This is a genomic window from Candidatus Paralachnospira sp. LCP21S3_A2 (genome assembly GCF_052118925.1).
In the GTDB taxonomy this organism is placed as follows: Bacteria; Bacillota; Clostridia; order Lachnospirales; family Lachnospiraceae; genus Lientehia.
Genome location: NZ_JBQKGG010000011.1, coordinates 49,528 through 65,141, shown reverse-complemented (window position 1 = coordinate 65,141; position 15,614 = coordinate 49,528). Strand labels below are relative to the sequence as shown.

21 protein-coding genes and 2 pseudogenes are annotated in these 15,614 nt (G+C 48.1%); 17 read left to right on the top strand and 6 right to left on the bottom strand.

The annotated features are described in order from the left end of the window. The first annotated feature begins 33 nt into the window (after positions 1–33). The 5 genes from ACTQ3K_RS09115 (at position 34) to ACTQ3K_RS09095 (ending at position 3,632) form a co-directional block, all read left to right on the top strand. On the top strand, positions 34–780 hold the full coding sequence (locus ACTQ3K_RS09115; protein ID WP_154433130.1) for an SDR family NAD(P)-dependent oxidoreductase: 747 nt from the start codon (positions 34–36) through the stop codon (positions 778–780). Positions 781–839: 59 nt separating this feature from the next. Further along, on the top strand, positions 840–1,229 hold the full coding sequence (locus ACTQ3K_RS09110; protein ID WP_154433131.1) for a rhodanese-like domain-containing protein: 390 nt from the start codon (positions 840–842) through the stop codon (positions 1,227–1,229). A gap of 71 nt (positions 1,230–1,300) precedes the next feature. Further along, entirely contained in the window at positions 1,301–1,606 is a 306-nt protein-coding gene (trxA, locus tag ACTQ3K_RS09105) for a thioredoxin (RefSeq protein WP_118718022.1), read from the top strand. A 12-nt stretch (positions 1,607–1,618) separates the two neighbouring features. Next, positions 1,619–1,939, top strand: coding sequence for a rhodanese-like domain-containing protein (locus ACTQ3K_RS09100; protein WP_441567253.1), 321 nt, complete (start codon positions 1,619–1,621; stop codon positions 1,937–1,939). A 1-nt stretch (position 1,940) separates the two neighbouring features. Next, a complete protein-coding gene (locus tag ACTQ3K_RS09095) occupies positions 1,941–3,632 on the top strand; it encodes an FAD-dependent oxidoreductase (RefSeq protein WP_441567251.1) in 1,692 nt (563 codons plus the stop codon). Positions 3,633–3,725: 93 nt separating this feature from the next. On the opposite strand, the gene ACTQ3K_RS09090 is transcribed toward ACTQ3K_RS09095, so the two are convergent. Both ACTQ3K_RS09090 and ACTQ3K_RS09085 read right to left on the bottom strand, forming a co-directional pair. Continuing rightward, complete coding sequence (locus ACTQ3K_RS09090) at positions 3,726–4,481, bottom strand: ZIP family metal transporter (protein ID WP_441567249.1); 756 nt, start codon at positions 4,479–4,481, stop codon at positions 3,726–3,728. Positions 4,482–4,497: 16 nt separating this feature from the next. Further along, the gene (locus tag ACTQ3K_RS09085) at positions 4,498–5,157 is read right to left on the bottom strand and encodes a Crp/Fnr family transcriptional regulator (RefSeq protein WP_441567247.1); all 660 of its coding nucleotides are present in this window, start codon (positions 5,155–5,157) and stop codon (positions 4,498–4,500) included. Between the two features lie 135 nt (positions 5,158–5,292). Here ACTQ3K_RS09085 and ACTQ3K_RS09080 point away from each other — a divergent pair, with 135 nt between their 5' ends. From ACTQ3K_RS09080 to ACTQ3K_RS09025, 12 genes and pseudogenes are all read left to right on the top strand, one after another. Further along, a complete protein-coding gene (locus tag ACTQ3K_RS09080) occupies positions 5,293–6,063 on the top strand; it encodes a NifB/NifX family molybdenum-iron cluster-binding protein (RefSeq protein ID WP_441567245.1) in 771 nt (256 codons plus the stop codon). A 70-nt stretch (positions 6,064–6,133) separates the two neighbouring features. Continuing rightward, positions 6,134–6,763 carry a rubredoxin-like domain-containing protein gene (locus tag ACTQ3K_RS09075; RefSeq protein WP_441567243.1) on the top strand — a complete coding sequence of 210 codons (630 nt, stop codon included), beginning with the start codon at positions 6,134–6,136 and terminating at the stop codon, positions 6,761–6,763. A gap of 2 nt (positions 6,764–6,765) precedes the next feature. After that, entirely contained in the window at positions 6,766–7,914 is a 1,149-nt protein-coding gene (gene rbr, locus ACTQ3K_RS09070) for a rubrerythrin (protein WP_441567241.1), read from the top strand. 19 nt (positions 7,915–7,933) lie between these two features. Then, positions 7,934–8,311 (top strand): desulfoferrodoxin family protein, encoded by a 378-nt coding sequence (locus tag ACTQ3K_RS09065; RefSeq protein WP_427819383.1) that lies wholly within the window; start codon positions 7,934–7,936, stop codon positions 8,309–8,311. A 17-nt stretch (positions 8,312–8,328) separates the two neighbouring features. Continuing rightward, on the top strand, positions 8,329–8,838 hold the full coding sequence (locus tag ACTQ3K_RS09060; RefSeq protein WP_235254960.1) for a ferritin: 510 nt from the start codon (positions 8,329–8,331) through the stop codon (positions 8,836–8,838). An 89-nt stretch (positions 8,839–8,927) separates the two neighbouring features. Then, a complete protein-coding gene (locus ACTQ3K_RS09055) occupies positions 8,928–9,875 on the top strand; it encodes a hypothetical protein (RefSeq protein ID WP_441019082.1) in 948 nt (315 codons plus the stop codon). Positions 9,876–9,880: 5 nt separating this feature from the next. Continuing rightward, on the top strand, positions 9,881–10,192 hold the full coding sequence (locus ACTQ3K_RS09050) for a hypothetical protein (RefSeq protein WP_441567238.1): 312 nt from the start codon (positions 9,881–9,883) through the stop codon (positions 10,190–10,192). 98 nt (positions 10,193–10,290) lie between these two features. Next, positions 10,291–10,587 (top strand): annotated as a pseudogene (locus ACTQ3K_RS09045) (thioredoxin family protein); the annotation flags it as partial. 63 nt (positions 10,588–10,650) lie between these two features. After that, the gene (trxB, locus tag ACTQ3K_RS09040) at positions 10,651–11,556 is read left to right on the top strand and encodes a thioredoxin-disulfide reductase (protein WP_279201343.1); all 906 of its coding nucleotides are present in this window, start codon (positions 10,651–10,653) and stop codon (positions 11,554–11,556) included. A 1-nt stretch (position 11,557) separates the two neighbouring features. Continuing rightward, the gene (locus ACTQ3K_RS09035; RefSeq protein ID WP_441567236.1) at positions 11,558–11,773 is read left to right on the top strand and encodes a hypothetical protein; all 216 of its coding nucleotides are present in this window, start codon (positions 11,558–11,560) and stop codon (positions 11,771–11,773) included. After that, on the top strand, positions 11,758–12,420 hold the full coding sequence (locus ACTQ3K_RS09030; protein WP_441567234.1) for a cytochrome c biogenesis CcdA family protein: 663 nt from the start codon (positions 11,758–11,760) through the stop codon (positions 12,418–12,420). Before ACTQ3K_RS09035 ends, ACTQ3K_RS09030 begins: the two co-directional genes overlap by 16 nt. A 9-nt stretch (positions 12,421–12,429) precedes the next feature. Continuing rightward, on the top strand, positions 12,430–12,786 hold the full coding sequence (locus ACTQ3K_RS09025) for a redoxin domain-containing protein (protein ID WP_441567232.1): 357 nt from the start codon (positions 12,430–12,432) through the stop codon (positions 12,784–12,786). Here ACTQ3K_RS09025 and ACTQ3K_RS09020 read toward each other — a convergent pair. The 4 genes and pseudogenes from ACTQ3K_RS09020 to ACTQ3K_RS09005 all read right to left on the bottom strand — a co-directional run bounded on the left by ACTQ3K_RS09020 (position 12,758) and on the right by ACTQ3K_RS09005 (position 15,613). After that, positions 12,758–13,552 carry a VirB6/TrbL-like conjugal transfer protein, CD1112 family gene (locus ACTQ3K_RS09020; RefSeq protein WP_441567230.1) on the bottom strand — a complete coding sequence of 265 codons (795 nt, stop codon included), beginning with the start codon at positions 13,550–13,552 and terminating at the stop codon, positions 12,758–12,760. The genes ACTQ3K_RS09025 and ACTQ3K_RS09020 overlap by 29 nt on opposite strands. Before the next feature lie 17 nt (positions 13,553–13,569). Then, a pseudogene (locus ACTQ3K_RS09015) lies at positions 13,570–13,653 on the bottom strand (Maff2 family mobile element protein); the annotation flags it as partial. A gap of 91 nt (positions 13,654–13,744) precedes the next feature. Continuing rightward, positions 13,745–15,415 carry a recombinase family protein gene (locus ACTQ3K_RS09010; protein WP_002584321.1) on the bottom strand — a complete coding sequence of 557 codons (1,671 nt, stop codon included), beginning with the start codon at positions 15,413–15,415 and terminating at the stop codon, positions 13,745–13,747. Beyond that, positions 15,416–15,613, bottom strand: coding sequence for a hypothetical protein (locus ACTQ3K_RS09005; protein ID WP_002592708.1), 198 nt, complete (start codon positions 15,611–15,613; stop codon positions 15,416–15,418). It lies immediately after the preceding gene. Between the last annotated feature and the right edge of the window lies 1 nt (position 15,614).

Genomic DNA, 15,614 nt, shown 5'->3' with positions numbered 1-15,614 from the left:
TACTACAAATACAAAACACAAGGAGGTATTCTTATGAGACTGAAAGATAAAGTTGCAATCATCACCGGAGGCAGCCGTGGCATTGGCTACGCTACCGCAGACAAATTTTTGAAGGAAGGTGCTACGGTAATCCTGACCGCAAGCTCACAAGGTTCTGCTGACAAAGCGGTTGCGCAGCTGAAAGAAAAGTACCCTGATGCAACAGTTGCGGGAATCAGTCCTAACCTGTCCAATTTGGAATCTGTCCGCAATGCGTTCCGAGAAGCTGCCTCAAAATACGGTTGCATTGATATTCTGGTGAACAATGCCGGTGTATCCGAAAGCACTCCCTTTACCGAGTATACGGAGGAAACCTTTGATAAGGTTATGGATCTGAATGTAAAAGGCGTGTTCAATGCTACAAGAGCCGCCAGTGAGTGCATGATTGCAAAAGGTCAAGGTGTTATTCTCTCCACCTCCTCAATGGTCAGCATTTACGGCCAGCCCAGTGGCTTTGCTTATCCCGCATCCAAATTTGCTGTCAATGGCCTGACGGTTTCCCTTGCCCGAGAATTGGGTCCGAAGGGTATTCGAGTGAATGCGGTCGCTCCCGGTATTACCCTGACCGATATGATGAAGGCTGTTCCCAAGGAAGTAATTGATCCGCTCATCAAGCAGATCCCTCTGCGCCGCCTGGGTCAGCCGGAGGATATTGCCAATGCATTTGTGTTCCTGGCATCTGACGAAGCATCCTATATCACGGGCGTTGTGCTCAGTGTAGACGGAATGGCAAGAACATAAAAAAGGAAACAGGGCAGCTGGAAACGGCTGCCCTATCTTCAAAATATGGAGGTATACACATGAAAAGAATCATTCCCATTTTAATGACTTTACTGCTTCTCTCTGGTTGTGCAACGCAATCCGCTGAAAAAACCTATCGACAGATTACTATGGAGGAAGCTATTACGATGATGGAGGAGGAAACCGGATACATCATCCTCGATGTTCGTACTGCTCAGGAATATAGCGAAAAGCATATTCCCGGTGCTATCAATATTGCCAACGAATCCATTGGCACAGAGGATATCTCTGAACTGCCGGATAAAGATCAGCTGATTCTGGTATACTGCCGCAGCGGTAATCGGAGTAAGCAGGCATCTGAAAAACTGGTGAAACTGGGCTACACCAATATCATTGAGATCGGCGGAATTAATAGTTGGCCCGGTGAAACAGTCACCGGCGATAAGTGATAAAATCACAGAACAAGGAACGACTACTGGATATAATAAAGCCATAAAAAAGAAAACAGGAGGACTTAAATATGTCTGCTATCAGTGTTAATAAAAACAATTTCAATCAAGAGGTTTTGAACTCGGACAAGCCCGTCCTGATGGATTTCTGGGCTCCCTGGTGTGGTCCTTGCCGCATGGTAGTTCCTCTGGTAGAGGAGATTGCCAAGGAGCGCTCCGATATCAAGGTTGTTAAAATTAATGTGGATGAGGAACAGGAACTGGCTATGCAGTTCGGTGTGATGAGCATACCCACTCTGGTGGTTATGAAGAACGGAAAGATTGTCAATCAAGTCACCGGTGCCAGACCTAAGGCTCAGATTCTCGCCATGCTGTAAGGAGGTGCAAAGATGGGATTCTTCGATTTCCTGAAAGGCCCTGACATCAATCAGGGTGTCAAAGAATATAGCACTACGGATAGCGCAGTCCTGCTGGATGTTCGCACCCCCGACGAATACCGGCAGGGGCATATCCCCGGCAGTAAAAATGTTCCTTTGCAGTCCATTAGCAAAGTGGCTGGCATGATTGACAATAAATCTACCCCCATTTTTGTTCATTGTCTCAGCGGTGCAAGAAGCCGTCAGGCAGCTGCTATTTTGAAGCAGATGGGTTATACCAACGTGAAAAACATAGGCGGAATTTCCGCTTATGCAGGAAAGGTGGAACGATAATATGAAAGTTGTCATTGTAGGCGGTGTGGCAGGCGGTGCTACCGCTGCCGCCCGTATTCGCAGACTGAATGAGCAGGCAGAAATCGTAGTTTTTGAGCGCTCGGGGTATATCTCCTATGCCAACTGCGGTCTGCCATACTATATCGGTGATGTGATTACCGATCGGTCGGATCTGACCCTCCAGACCCCGGAAAGCTTCTTCTCCCGGTTCCATGTAAACATGAAGGTGCGTCATGAGGTCACGGCTATCCATCCCGAAAAAAAAGAAGTTACCGTGAAAAATCTGGAAACCGGTGAGGAGTTCGAGGAGAGCTATGACAAGCTGATTCTCTCTCCCGGAGCCAAGCCTACCCAGCCCCGGCTTCCCGGTGTAGGTCTTGATAAGCTGTTTACCCTGCGCACTGTTGAAGATACCTTCTGCATCAAGGATTACATCAATGCAAACCATCCCAAATCCGCTGTACTGGCAGGTGGTGGCTTCATTGGATTGGAGCTGGCAGAAAACCTGCGAGAGCTGGGGATGGATGTCACCATTGTCCAGCGTCCAAAACAGCTTATGAATCCCTTTGATGCCGATATGGCTTCTTTCATCCATAATGAAATGCGCAAGCACGGTGTAAAGCTGGCACTTGGTCATACCGTAGAAGGGTTTGAGGAAAGGGACGGCGGCGTGGATGTGCTGCTGAAAGACGAACAGCCTCTCCATGCGGATATGGTAATCCTGGCCATTGGTGTTTCTCCCGAAACCACCCTTGCAAAGGATGCCGGGTTGGAACTGGGCATTAAAGGAAGTATTGTGGTCAATGACCGAATGGAAACCTCCATTTCCGACATCTATGCCGTGGGCGATGCGGTGCAGGTGAAGCACTTCGTCACCGGGCAGGATGCTCTGATCTCTTTGGCTGGCCCTGCCAATAAACAGGGACGAATCGCTGCGGACAACATCTGTGGCGGAGACAGCCATTATACCGGCTCCCAAGGCAGCAGTGTCATCAAGATCTTTGGCATGACTGCCGCTACTACCGGCGTAAATGAGACCAACGCCAGAAAAACAGGGCTGGATGTTGATACGGTTATCCTGTCGCCCATGAGCCATGCAGGTTACTACCCCGGCGGGAAAGTCATGACAATGAAGGTGGTCTTTGAAAAGGCGACTTATCGCCTGCTGGGTGCGCAGATCGTAGGCTATGAAGGTGTGGATAAGCGCATTGATGTGCTGGCCACCGCTATCCGGGCAGGAATGAAAGCCACGGAACTGAAGGATCTGGATCTGGCCTATGCACCGCCTTATTCCTCTGCGAAAGACCCGGTAAATATGGCTGGCTTTATGGTTGAGAATATCGCAAACGGTGTTCTGAAACAATGGCATCTGGAAGATGCAGATCGTCTTCCTCGTGACGGAAGCGTAACTCTGTTGGACACCCGCACTGTGGAAGAATTCGCACACGGACACATTGACGGCTTCTTTAACATCCCGGTGGACGAGCTGCGGGAGCGGCTGGGTGAGCTGGACAAGCGTAAGCCTGTCTACGTCATCTGTCAGAGCGGTCTGCGCAGCTACATTGCCTGTCGTATCCTGGCCGGAAACGGCTTTGACTGCTATAACTTCTCCGGCGGCTTCCGGTTCTATGATGCTGTGACCAATGATCGCTGTCTCATTGAATCGGCTACGGCCTGCGGAATGGACAAATAAACAACCGCCGCATCTCTCCAACAATTTTGGTAGAGATGCGGCGGATTTTCATCCTCTGACTGCAGCAAACATTTCAAACATCTGAATCACACTTTACCCCAAAAAGAAATCACTGACCAGCATCACACAGAATCCGGCCAGGAGCGCATAGGTTGCTTCGGTCTCGCTGCCGTGGGCATGGGTTTCGGGAATCATTTCATCACTGATGACATAGAGCATGGTTCCTCCCGCAAAGGCCAGAGCAAAGGGGAGAATGGCCGAAGCAATGCTTACGGCCCAATATCCCAGAAGCGTACCAACGACTTCGATCAGCCCGGTCACCATAGCGCAGACAAAGGTTTTTACCGGGGATACGCCTGCTGCCAGCATGGGCGCAATGATCACCATGCCTTCGGGGATGTTCTGCAGGGCGATACCGCAGGCGATCATCATCGCCTGCGCCGTGTCTTCACTTCCAAAGCTGACACCGGCGGCAATCCCCTCCGGCAGGTTATGGATCGCGATGGCTGTGACAAACAGCAATACCTTGTCAAGGTTGGTGCTGCGGTGTGTTTCCGTATCGGTTCCCACCAGCTTATGCAGGTGGGGAACCAGCTTATCAATGAGATTCAGGCACACCGCCCCAGTAAAGATCCCGATGATGGAAACGAGGATCCCATGGGTTCCGCCATAATTGAGAGATGGCAGAATTAGTCCCAGTACAGCCGCAGACAGCATAACACCTGCCGCAAAGGACAGCACTATGTCGGAGAATTTGTGGGAGATATTCCGAAAGACAAAGCCAATGAGACTTCCAAAAATGGTCGCGCCCCCCACGCCGAGGGCGGTGAGCAATACTATTTTCATCATCAACGATACAGGTCTTCTATGTATCAGAAAGTTCCTGCAATCTCCTTTCTTCACAAATCTCCACGGTGCCCCGCGCCAGCTTCACCATACCCTCGTTCTGGAAATAGCGAAGCATTCGGGTAACTACCTCACGGGCGGTGCCCATGTGGCCCGCAATGGTTTCATGGGTAATCTTGAGGATGTTTGTTTCCTCTAAGCTGCATTCCTCCAGCAGAAATTCTGCCAGCCTTTTATCAAAGCTTTTCCACATGATCTGCTCCATGAGCCACATAACCTCAGAAAAACGGGTAGCCATAATTTCGTTGGTAAAATTAGCTACCACAGCAGACTCTTTCATTAAGCGCTGATAAGTGTCAGCAGAAATAACCCACATCGTGGTATCCTTCTGCGCCTCAATGGTGATCTCAAACTGAATGCTGTTCATCATACAGGAGGCGGAAAACAGGCAAATATCCCGATCAAACAAACGATAGAGGCTAATCTCCCGTCCTTCATCGGAAAGAATATAGGCACGAAGCTGTCCGCTTTTTACCAGCAGAAGACCGGTACACTCCACAGTTCCGTTGTGAATCACAGTCCCTTTATCCACTTTTCGTAAAACTGCATTTCGCTCCAAAATCTGCTGCTGGGTCGGTGTCAGTTTGTTCCAAATTGGAAAATAGGATGAAAAATCCATGGGTACACCTCCTTGAATACACATAGTATAAAACAATTTATGGCATATGTCAATAATTCCATTGACATATAGGAAAAGGAGATGTACAATGGTCGTATAAATGGCATATGCCGCAAATAATATGGAGGTGAATCTATGCCAAGACCGAGAAAATGCAGAAAAGTTTGTTGTTTGCCGGATAATGATGGTTTTGTTCCGGTTCGTGGCGGCGAGGAACTGACTCCCATTGTCCTGAATGTGGATGAGTATGAATCCATTCGCCTGATTGACCGTGAAGGTTTTTCTCAGGAGCAATGCGGAGAATATATGCGTATTGCCAGAACAACGGTTCAGCAGATTTATGCAGCTGCCCGCAAAAAACTGGCCGATGCGCTGGTTGAGGGACTTCCTCTGCGAATCGAGGGAGGGGATTTTACACTCTGCAGCGGAAACAGCGCAGCCTACGGGTGCAGAATTTGCTATCAGCAAAAAATCCATCCGATGCACGAAAAACCGAAAGGAGATAATATTATGAGAATTGCAGTCACTTATGAAAACGGAGAAATCTTTCAGCACTTCGGTCACACCGAACAGTTTAAAATCTACGATGTGGAAGATGGAAAAATCATTTCGTCTGAGGTTGTGGATGCTGGCGGCAGCGGACATGGTGCACTGGCAGGCGTCCTGAGTGCACTGAAGGTGGATGCCCTGATCTGCGGCGGTATTGGCGGCGGTGCCCAGATGGCATTGAGCGATGTGGGTATCCGGCTTTATGGTGGTGTTTCCGGCAACGCTGATGCAGCAGCAGAAGCACTGGCAGCAGGCGAGCTGGACTTCAACCCCAATGTCCGTTGTGATCATCACGACCACCATGGGGAAGGTCACTCTTGCGGTTCCCACGGCTGCGGCCATCACTCATGCGACTGAAATAGGTGATTAAGTCACGGAATATGTGTCGTGATTTGATAAAATATAGATAAAGGAGGCGGTAAAACCTATGAAACAATATGTTTGCGGCATTTGTGGATATATTCACGATGAAGCTGTCGGTGGCAAGTGGGAAGACCTACCTGCCGATTGGAAGTGTCCTGTCTGTAAAGCAGGCAAAGACGCTTTCAAACCCAAAGAAGAAAAAACAGCGTCCCAGGAGGTCCTTGAAAAGCCCCATGTGGACAAGGAACTCTCTCCCATGGAAATGAGCATCATCTGCTCCAATCTGGCCCGTGGCTGCGAAAAGCAGTATCTGCCCCAGCAGGCAGATGATTTCAGAAAACTGGCAGAGTTCTTCAGAAGCAAGGCTGCGCCCATCGAGGAGGCCAGCACAGCCAAGCTGCTGGAACTCATTGACAAGGATTTGTCTGTAGGGTATCCCTATGGCAATGCTATGGCCGGTGAAAAGCCTGATCGGGGTGGTCTGCGCTGTCAGGTGTGGAGTGAAAAGGTTACCCGAATGCTCCAATCTCTGCTGACTCGATATGAATCTGAGGGAGACAAGATGTTGGAAAACACCGGTGTCTGGGTTTGCACGGTCTGTGGTTTTGTCTATGTTGGTGACATAGCTCCGGAGCTATGTCCGGTGTGTAAGGTTCCCAGTTGGAAATTTGAAAAAATGGAAGGGAGGGCATAACTATGGCTGAAAAATATGCAGTAAGAAATCTTCGCTTATGTACCAAGGATTGCCTTTGCCTCTATGTCTGCCCAACCGGAGCGACTGATACAGAGAACAGCATCATTGATCCTGAAAAGTGTATCGGCTGCGGTGCCTGTGCCGAAGCCTGTCCATCCTCTGCAATCTCTATGGTTCCAAAAGAACTGCCGCCGCAGCAGCCGAAAGAAGAAAAAGTTGTCAAAGCACTTCGTGGCTTAGTTCAAAGCAAAGCCAATGCAGAGAACATTGCTTCGCAGCTTCCTGATGTCTTGAGCGTCGCTGTGGAAAAATCCTCTCGCCTGATGGCTGAGGATCTGTGCAGAGAAGCCGGCTTTATGCTGCCTCAGAGCAGCAACACCAGATCGTTTCTGGAAAGTATTAAAACGTATCCCGGCATTCCTGTGGATGCTGTGGAATCCCTGTTAAAAAACATTCAATTCAATGAAAAAATGGAGGAAAAGAAAATGGAAAAATGGAAATGCACAGTCTGCGGTTACATTCACGAAGGCCCTATGACACCTGATTTTAAGTGCCCCATCTGCAAGCAGCCCGCCGACAAGTTTGTGAAGATTGAGGATGCTGCGGCTCCTGCAAAGAATCCCTATGCAGGCACCAAAACCGAGAAAAATCTGTGGGAAGCCTTTGCTGGTGAATCTCAGGCACGCAACAAATATACTTACTTTGCTTCAGTAGCCAAGAAAGCCGGTTACGAGCAGATTGCTGCTCTGTTCCTGCATACTGCACAGAACGAGATGGAGCACGCCAAGTTGTGGTTCAAAGCTCTGGGCGAGCTGGGCGATACTGCCGAGAACCTGCTCCATGCTGCTGAAGGTGAGAACGCCGAGTGGACGGATATGTATGACCGCATGGCTCGTGAAGCTGATGAGGAGGGATTCCATGATCTGGCTGAACAATTCCGTGGCGTAGCTGCCATTGAGAAGATGCACGAGGAGCGCTACCGCAAGCTTTTGAGCAACGTGGAGACCATGCAGGTGTTTGAGAAGAGCGGCGTTACCATCTGGGAGTGCCGTAACTGCGGACATATCGTAGTAGGAACCAAGGCTCCTGAGATCTGCCCTGTCTGCAAGCATCCTCAGGCATTCTTCGAAGTGCGTGCGGAAAACTATTGATAAAACGGAGGAAATTAAAATGAGTGCAAAGTTTTATATCTGCGAACACTGCGGCAATCTGGTGGGCATGATTCACGACTCCGGCGTACCTATGATGTGCTGCGGGCAGAAAATGACTGCCCTACTACCCAACACCGTAGAAGCCAGCGGCGAAAAGCATCTGCCTGCTGTTACTGTTGAAGATGGTGCAATCCATGTCAATGTTGGTTCTGTAGATCATCCTATGCTTCCGGAACATTTCATCGAGTGGGTCTATGTCCAGACCGAAAACGGTGGTCAGCGTAAGGTTTTGAAGCCCGGTGACGAACCCCATGTCACCTTCTCCCTGGGAGACGATAAAGCAGTAGCTGTCTATGCTTATTGCAACCTCCACGGCCTGTGGAAAACTGAAATTTAACATGGAGATTCTTGCAAATGAACGAAAAAGTACATGCGCTTATCAATCAACAGATAAATAAGGAATTCTATTCCGCATACCTTTATCTCAATTTTTCAAACTATTTCGAGGAAGTCGGGCTTGACGGCTTTGCCAACTGGTATAAAATTCAGGCTCAGGAAGAGCGTGACCACGCCATGCTTTTCTATCAGTACCTGCAAAACGAAAACCAGAAGGTAACGCTTGAAGCCATTGACAAGCCTGATCTGAATGCAGCTTGCCATATGGATGTTTTGAAGGCAGGTCTTGAGCACGAAAAATATGTGACCTCGCTGATTAATGATATCTATAGTGAGGCTTACGAAGCAAAGGATTTCCGTACCATGCAGTTCCTCGATTGGTTTGTGAAAGAACAAGGTGAAGAAGAAACCAATGCAAAGAATTTGATTTCCAAAATTGAACTCTTTGGCTCCGATCCTAAGAGCTTGTATATGCTCAATCAGGAATTGGCAGCACGAGTTTACTCTGCTCCTTCTTTGGTTCTTTAATCACTATAGCCTATAGATGATGGAAGTATAAAAGGCAGTATGCCGCCTGTCGGTTTTCCGGCAGGCGGATTTTTTACAGGAGGATACTTATGAGTCAAGACAATGCCAGCTTTACCTTTTTACATCGCATAGAGGAAGTAGAACTGAACATTGAGGATGGACGCTGGCAATCTGCTTTGGCATTGGTGCTGACTTTGCCTGATATTTGCGGCGGCATTGCTTTCCCAGAAATTGTAAAGCGTTATCGGGATGGGCGTGCTGTTCTGGATAGAAAGCAGAGACCAACTCGTGATGTAGGGAATCAATATATTCGTTGGTTTGATACATACGCAGCACCTTTCTTTAAAGTTTCTGCGCAGGATATCTCTCCGTATATCTGCGGAGAACGATGCTGGCAGCTTCGATGTGAATACCTGCACCAAAACAAAGGCTTTGCAAATACTGAGGACAATACTTCGATTCGTTTTCACTTGGGTGTGAATTGCGGAACTTCCGTTTGCCAACTGGATAGAATAAGTTCTGACAACAGCCTCACGGACATCCGTATTGATATTGAACAGTTTTGCCGAAGAATGTGTCGAGCGGTCAGAGCTTATTATGAAGCAGAACATACAGAAAAAGATTTCAACCTTTATAATACGCCAGTTCTTGATTTTATAAAGGCATCACAAGATGAGCAATCAAATGCCACGATTGTCATTATGTGCAGTGATTCAGCCTATGGGAACGGACTGAGACTGGTACTGCAGAACTTATCCAAACATATCCTTGTATTTGAAACCCCGGAAGCTGCAAGAAAAAAGCTTGGAAAGAAAAAGCCTATGCTTTGGGTTGTTACAGAAGCTCTGACAAAACAGCCGGATCAGCCATGGCGGGCGGATAAAAGAACACCCGTAATTCTTCTGTCCAATCAACCGGAATCAGAAATAACGATTGAAAAGAATACGGGTAAGGTGATCATCTTGCCTGTTCCCGTTCTACCAGAAACGCTCCGTAATGCAGTTAAGACTTATCTTTTGATAAAGGAGGGAAAGTAATAAGAATGATTATTATTATCCTACCAATCATATTACTACTACTTCTTCTTACTTTTTTTCTCTATATTCAAAAGAAAAAAGTGATGTCGCTTCAACAGCAGATTGGTGATCTCCAAAATAAAATTAGTATTCTTGAAAAACAATATCTTGCAGCTGAACAGTATAAAGATTCTCTCAGGCAGGAAGCATACACGGTTCATTTATATGCTTCTCTCTCGCTGGAGGAGGCAAAAAAAACATCCATAAAAGATAAGCAGTCTCAAATCATCTGTTCCAGTGAACATATCCTCGAGTTACTTAATAACGAAAAATTTTAGTGCGGCAGCAATGTCGCACTATTTTATGTGATATCATCACCGAAATGTTATTTTAGATTGGCTATACTATAATCAAGCAAAGGAAAGGAGCTGGTAATATGGCAGTTATCAATATTAATAGAAATCAATTTGAAGAAATGGTGCATAGCGGAAAGACTGTTCTGGTGGAGTTTTCAGCCCCTTGGTGCGTATATTGCCGCCGTCTGGCTCCAGCATTGGAAAGCGTTGCTGAGGAATATAAGGATACACTGATATTCACTGCTGTCAACATTGATGATGAACCGGAATTGGCTGAGACCGAGGCTATTGAAGTTGTCCCTACTCTGCTGATCTATCACAGCGGACAGACTCTTGGCTCTATCGTCGCTCCAGAATCCAGAGCGCAGCTGGTGGCTTTTATTGAGGAAACCTTACAGCACCGGACTCAGGAAGTAAATAATGCGCAGCATATCTATGACATGATTGTTGTAGGTGGCGGTCCCGGCGGGTATACCGCAGCCCTTTATGCTGCAAGAGCAGGAATGGACACCGTGGTTTTAGAAAAGCTGTCTGCCGGTGGGCAGATGGCTCTGACCGAGCAAATCGACAACTATCCCGGCTTCGAGGATGGCATCGACGGTTTCTCCCTGGGAGAAAAAATGAAGCGAGGAACGGAGCGGTTTGGTGTGGAAACCAAGCTGACTGAGGTGCTGTCTCTGGAACTGTCAGGTTCTGTAAAGAAAGCTGTGACCAGCGAAGGCGCTATGTACGCAAAATCCATCGTATTGGCTACAGGAGCCGGTCCCAGAGAGCTGGGTGTTGATGGGGAACAGGCGTTAATCGGTAAAGGTGTCCATTACTGTGCAGCCTGTGACGGAATGTTCTATCGGAATAAAACAGTTGTCATCGCAGGAGGTGGCAATACCGCTGCAGCGGATGCGCTGATTCTCTCCCGGATCTGCAAAAAGGTCATCGTCGTTCACCGCAGAGGCACCCTAAAAGCAACAAAGATCTACCATGAACCTTTGATGAAAACAGAAAATGTAGAATTTGTCTGGGACAGTGAGATTATAGCTCTGCTCCATAACGAAAAGCTGACCGGTATCCAGATTAGGAACGTGAAAACTGGAGAAGAAAGTACCCTTGCTTGCGATGGTGTATTTGTAAGCGTGGGAAGAAAGCCTTCCACCGAATTGATGAAAGATCAGATTGAGATTGATCCGGCTGGATACATTATTGCAGATGAGAGTACCCGCACCAACATCCCCGGTGTGTTCGCCGTTGGGGATGTCCGCACAAAGGCATTACGGCAGGTCGTAACTGCTGTAGCCGATGGGGCAACTGCTGTTCACTATGCAGAGGAATATTTAGCAGGAGGAATGTGAGATGAAAGAAAAAATTAAAAAATGGCTGAAGCCAGTTCTTTTTACCGCAGGCGGCGCATTAGTTGGCCTTGCATATTACTACTTTGTGGGATGCCCCACTGGAGCTTGTCCGCTGACTTCTAACCCGTTCATCACGATGGCCTATATGGGCTTTATCGGCTGGCTGTTGTCCGGTATTTTCGGAAAGGGGTGCAGCGGTTTATGCAATACGCAGTAGCTTACCTGGAGGGCATTATCACCTTCATATCACCCTGCCTGCTTCCCATGCTGCCCATCTATATCTCCTATTTTGCAGGTAGTGGAGAACGCAGCACAAAAAAGACCTTGTTGGGAGCGTTGGGATTTGTTAGTGGGTTTACTGTAATCTTTGTGGCAATGGGCACTTTGGCAGGCACCATTGGCAGCTTCCTGCTAGAATACAAAGGTGCAGTGAATTTAATTTCCGGATTGATAGTAATTCTTTTTGGCCTCAATTTTCTGGGCATTTTCAAAATGAATTTGTTCAGAGGCGGCAGTAAAACATTAAACAGTCGTGAGATGGGGTTCTTCCCCGCTATGCTCTTTGGCATAATATTTTCCTTGGGCTGGACACCTTGTGTGGGCGCATTCCTCGGTTCTGCCTTGATGCTGGCCTCTCAGCAGGATCATGTAATCGAAGGTATGCTGATGCTGCTTTGCTATTCGTTGGGACTTGGCATTCCTTTTCTTCTCAGTGCTATTCTGATCGACTATTTGAAGTCAGCCTTCAACTGGATTAAAAAACACTATCGGATCATCAATACTGTCAGCGGCTGTTTCCTGATATTGGTGGGTATCCTGATGGCAACAGGAACGCTGGGACAGCTACTCAGCCTGCTTAGTTGAGGAGGGTTTATGAATAAAAAAAAGATAATAATGATACTCTTTCTTGTGTTTGTTCTCATTTTAGGTGGCGCAGGAATTCTATATAAACAGCTTGGACAGAAACTGGCTCCCAATCTGCTTGCTACACAAACACCGCTGGAAACCGAATCCACAGAAGCCTCCACTCCAACAACACAAGAGAATGAATCAGAAAAGATATTGGCACCGGATTTTACAGTTTACGATCTGGATGGAAATGAAGTTCATCTTTCGGATTTTATCGGGAAATCCGTTGTCCTAAACTTCTGGGCAAGCTGGTGTAGTCCATGTAAAATGGAAATGAACTCTTCATCCACGGTCATGGGATGCCCCAGATGGATCCGATAATGTCATCCGAGACGGAGACGCTCTGGATCAGCACGGCATAGATGCCGACACAGATCATAATCAGAAAGCCCTGGAAGCCAAGCGCGAACAGAGACCTGAGATAGTTCTGTCCCACCATGCTCTGTTCCCGGTTTCCGAAGGTCGAGAACGGGATTGGTGCCATACTGGTCATCAGGTAGATTTCGATCATTCGTCCATAGACGATAACGAAGATCACAACGCTGAGCGCCTTGATGGTAAACTGAACGAGCATGCACTGCAGGAACAATGCAAACAGCGGTCCGATTTCCATGGCCTCCAGCGTATCCTGCATGGTCTCTAAAGCTGCAGCATCCACCGCAGTATTCCCGGCAATGAGTCCGCCTGCATTATTGATCACATGCTGCGTCACATCAAAGACTGCCATCACAATATTGAAGGTGTTGGTGATGAGTGTCACGGCTACAAAGGTCTTGAAGACCCATTTGAAGAAGATCCAGGTTTCAAAGTTGGCAAGGTTATTGTGGTCAATGATCATCTGAATCAGCTCGTAGCAGGCAATGAAGGTCAATATCAAGCCTGCGACCGGGATAATCACTGATTCGGAAACATTCCGGATCATGGCGAAGACGCCCGGCGAGAAGTTCGTCGGAGTCGTCCCCACCTGCGTCGCAATATCGCCAACCTGAGTGTTTACCGAATCAAACAGTCCCGTCAGCTGGTTCATGATGCCGGAAACAAGCAGTTCCTTCAGCCATTCACCAATCTGATCGAGTACGCTGTCCAACGATTAACACTCCTTTCTTAGCCGAAGAGTCCGGAAAGCAGGGGAACCAGAGTGATACCGATGAGGGCCACGCCGCCACCGGCCATCAGCTGTTTCATCCCCAATTAGGTGTAAAAACTCTGCTCGATGGCGGGCGGCGGCGTACAAAAAATCTATATGGTGTTGTTAAGAGAACCGTCCCGGCGGGACAGGTCAGGCAGTGACCTGTTCCACCTCCGGGATGGGTTTGAGATTAAAATGAATTTCGATAGAAATGTGTCTTGTTTTATCTTCGTCAATGCGCTCATGCACAACGATTTCTTTGATTAAGCGGTTGAGGGTGGCTGCGTCCAGCTCTGTGATGTTGGCGTATTCCTGAATGGCTTCCACCCATTGTTTTGCATCATTGGCAAGCTGGACTTCATCGGACAGCCGCTTTCTGCCCTCGGACACTTTTGTTTTAAGCTCCGTCTGCTCGGTCTGTGTCTTTTCCAGCATGGTGTTGAAATTCTGCTCACTGATACGCCCTGCAATCATATCCTCATAAAGCCGCATGACCATTTTGTCCAGAACCTCAATCCGTTCCTCGTCCCTTGTAAGGGAGCGTTCCATTGCTTCCCGCTGTTCCCGCTGCTCGGCTTCACAGGTATTGGTCAGGCGGTCGGCAACCGCTTCCCCGTCCATCAGGGCAGCTCTGGCACATTCCCGGATTTTCCGCAGCACATGGCTGTAAAGGGTGTCATAATCAATCCGGTGCTGGGTGCAGTGGTTCTTTCCAAAGGCATTGTAGGTCTTGCAGGAGTAAATCCGCTGGGGATGTTTAGCGTTTGTGTAGCGTACCGTCAGCGACTTCCCACACTCGCCGCATTTTAACAGTCCGGCAAACAGGCTGATTTCATTGGTCTGCCCCGGACGCTGGCGGGATTTCAGCTTGTTCTGCACAATGTCAAAGCTCATGCTGTCAATCAGCGGTTCATGCTGTCCCTCCACCACAATCCAGTCCTCCGGCTTCTTTTCCCCAATCGTGCCGATTTTGAAGCGGTAGTCCTTTTTCTGGGAAGCAATCGCCCCGGTGTAGACGGGATTCATCAAAAGGTCTTTGATAACGGAGAAGTCCCACATATACCGCCCGTTTTCTGGGTCTTTCTTTTCCCATTTGGTGCGGGTATTGCGAAGCCCCCGTTCCCGGTTCCACCATGTAGGGCAGGGGATTTTTTCTTTCTCCAGCCGTCTGCGGATATAGTTCGGACCATGACCGTTCAGGGCATATCCGAAAATCAGCCGCACAATCGGGGCGGTTTCCTCGTCAATGAGCAGATGGTTTTTGTCCTCCGGGTCTTTCCGATACCCAAACGGGGCAAGACACCCGGTAAACTGTCCTTTCTGCGCTTTCAGAAGATAAGAGGAATGGACTTTCTTGGAAATATCCTTGCTGTACATCTCGTTCAGGATATTCTTGAACGGGGCAATGTCGTTGTTATCCCGCAGGGTGTCGATGCCGTCATTCATGGCGATATAGCGGACACCGTTTCTTGGGAAAAAGTCCTCAATCAAATGCCCGGTTTGCAGATAATTACGCCCCAGTCGGCTGAGGTCTTTCGTGATGACAAGGTTGATCTGCCTGCGCTCAATGGCTCTCAACATTCTCTGTAGGTCAGGACGCTCCATGTTAAGACCTGTGAAGCCATCGTCCTGATAGACTGCCACAACCTCCCATCCCTGCTTTTCGCAGTATTTTTCCAGCATATCACGCTGGTTTGCGATACTGGCACTTTCGCCTTGCAGGTCATCGTCCTTTGACAGCCTGCAATAGACCGCCGCACGATAACCCCCGGCAAGTGCCGAACCGATTGTTCTGTATTCCATTTCGTTCATCATAGCCATTTACCCACACAATCCAGACGGTATCTGGCTCTTTTGAACCTCATCTTCATTATAGCCTATATCTTTCTTTTTAGCAAGATATTCTTTTGCATTTGTCTTTCCGTATTTCTGGGAAATCAGGCTGACGAACACATCAGTGGCGTCAAGCTCCCCGTCAAATACAGTGGTCACATGAATCTCTGTTTTGTTTTTTGCCATA

Bases quoted from the DNA above. Each gene is read 5' to 3' on its own strand.
- ACTQ3K_RS09115 (WP_154433130.1), top strand. From the start codon at position 34: ATGAGACTGAAAGATAAAGTTGCAATCATCACCGGAGGCAGCCGTGGC.
- ACTQ3K_RS09110 (WP_154433131.1), top strand. From the start codon at position 840: ATGAAAAGAATCATTCCCATTTTAATGACTTTACTGCTTCTCTCTGGT.
- trxA (WP_118718022.1), top strand. From the start codon at position 1,301: ATGTCTGCTATCAGTGTTAATAAAAACAATTTCAATCAAGAGGTTTTG.
- ACTQ3K_RS09100 (WP_441567253.1), top strand. From the start codon at position 1,619: ATGGGATTCTTCGATTTCCTGAAAGGCCCTGACATCAATCAGGGTGTC.
- ACTQ3K_RS09095 (WP_441567251.1), top strand. From the start codon at position 1,941: ATGAAAGTTGTCATTGTAGGCGGTGTGGCAGGCGGTGCTACCGCTGCC.
- ACTQ3K_RS09090 (WP_441567249.1), bottom strand. From the start codon at position 4,481: ATGATGAAAATAGTATTGCTCACCGCCCTCGGCGTGGGGGGCGCGACC.
- ACTQ3K_RS09085 (WP_441567247.1), bottom strand. From the start codon at position 5,157: ATGGATTTTTCATCCTATTTTCCAATTTGGAACAAACTGACACCGACC.
- ACTQ3K_RS09080 (WP_441567245.1), top strand. From the start codon at position 5,293: ATGCCAAGACCGAGAAAATGCAGAAAAGTTTGTTGTTTGCCGGATAAT.
- ACTQ3K_RS09075 (WP_441567243.1), top strand. From the start codon at position 6,134: ATGAAACAATATGTTTGCGGCATTTGTGGATATATTCACGATGAAGCT.
- rbr (WP_441567241.1), top strand. From the start codon at position 6,766: ATGGCTGAAAAATATGCAGTAAGAAATCTTCGCTTATGTACCAAGGAT.
- ACTQ3K_RS09065 (WP_427819383.1), top strand. From the start codon at position 7,934: ATGAGTGCAAAGTTTTATATCTGCGAACACTGCGGCAATCTGGTGGGC.
- ACTQ3K_RS09060 (WP_235254960.1), top strand. From the start codon at position 8,329: ATGAACGAAAAAGTACATGCGCTTATCAATCAACAGATAAATAAGGAA.
- ACTQ3K_RS09055 (WP_441019082.1), top strand. From the start codon at position 8,928: ATGAGTCAAGACAATGCCAGCTTTACCTTTTTACATCGCATAGAGGAA.
- ACTQ3K_RS09050 (WP_441567238.1), top strand. From the start codon at position 9,881: ATGATTATTATTATCCTACCAATCATATTACTACTACTTCTTCTTACT.
- trxB (WP_279201343.1), top strand. From the start codon at position 10,651: ATGATTGTTGTAGGTGGCGGTCCCGGCGGGTATACCGCAGCCCTTTAT.
- ACTQ3K_RS09035 (WP_441567236.1), top strand. From the start codon at position 11,558: ATGAAAGAAAAAATTAAAAAATGGCTGAAGCCAGTTCTTTTTACCGCA.
- ACTQ3K_RS09030 (WP_441567234.1), top strand. From the start codon at position 11,758: ATGCAATACGCAGTAGCTTACCTGGAGGGCATTATCACCTTCATATCA.
- ACTQ3K_RS09025 (WP_441567232.1), top strand. From the start codon at position 12,430: ATGAATAAAAAAAAGATAATAATGATACTCTTTCTTGTGTTTGTTCTC.
- ACTQ3K_RS09010 (WP_002584321.1), bottom strand. From the start codon at position 15,415: ATGGCTATGATGAACGAAATGGAATACAGAACAATCGGTTCGGCACTT.
- ACTQ3K_RS09005 (WP_002592708.1), bottom strand. From the start codon at position 15,613: ATGGCAAAAAACAAAACAGAGATTCATGTGACCACTGTATTTGACGGG.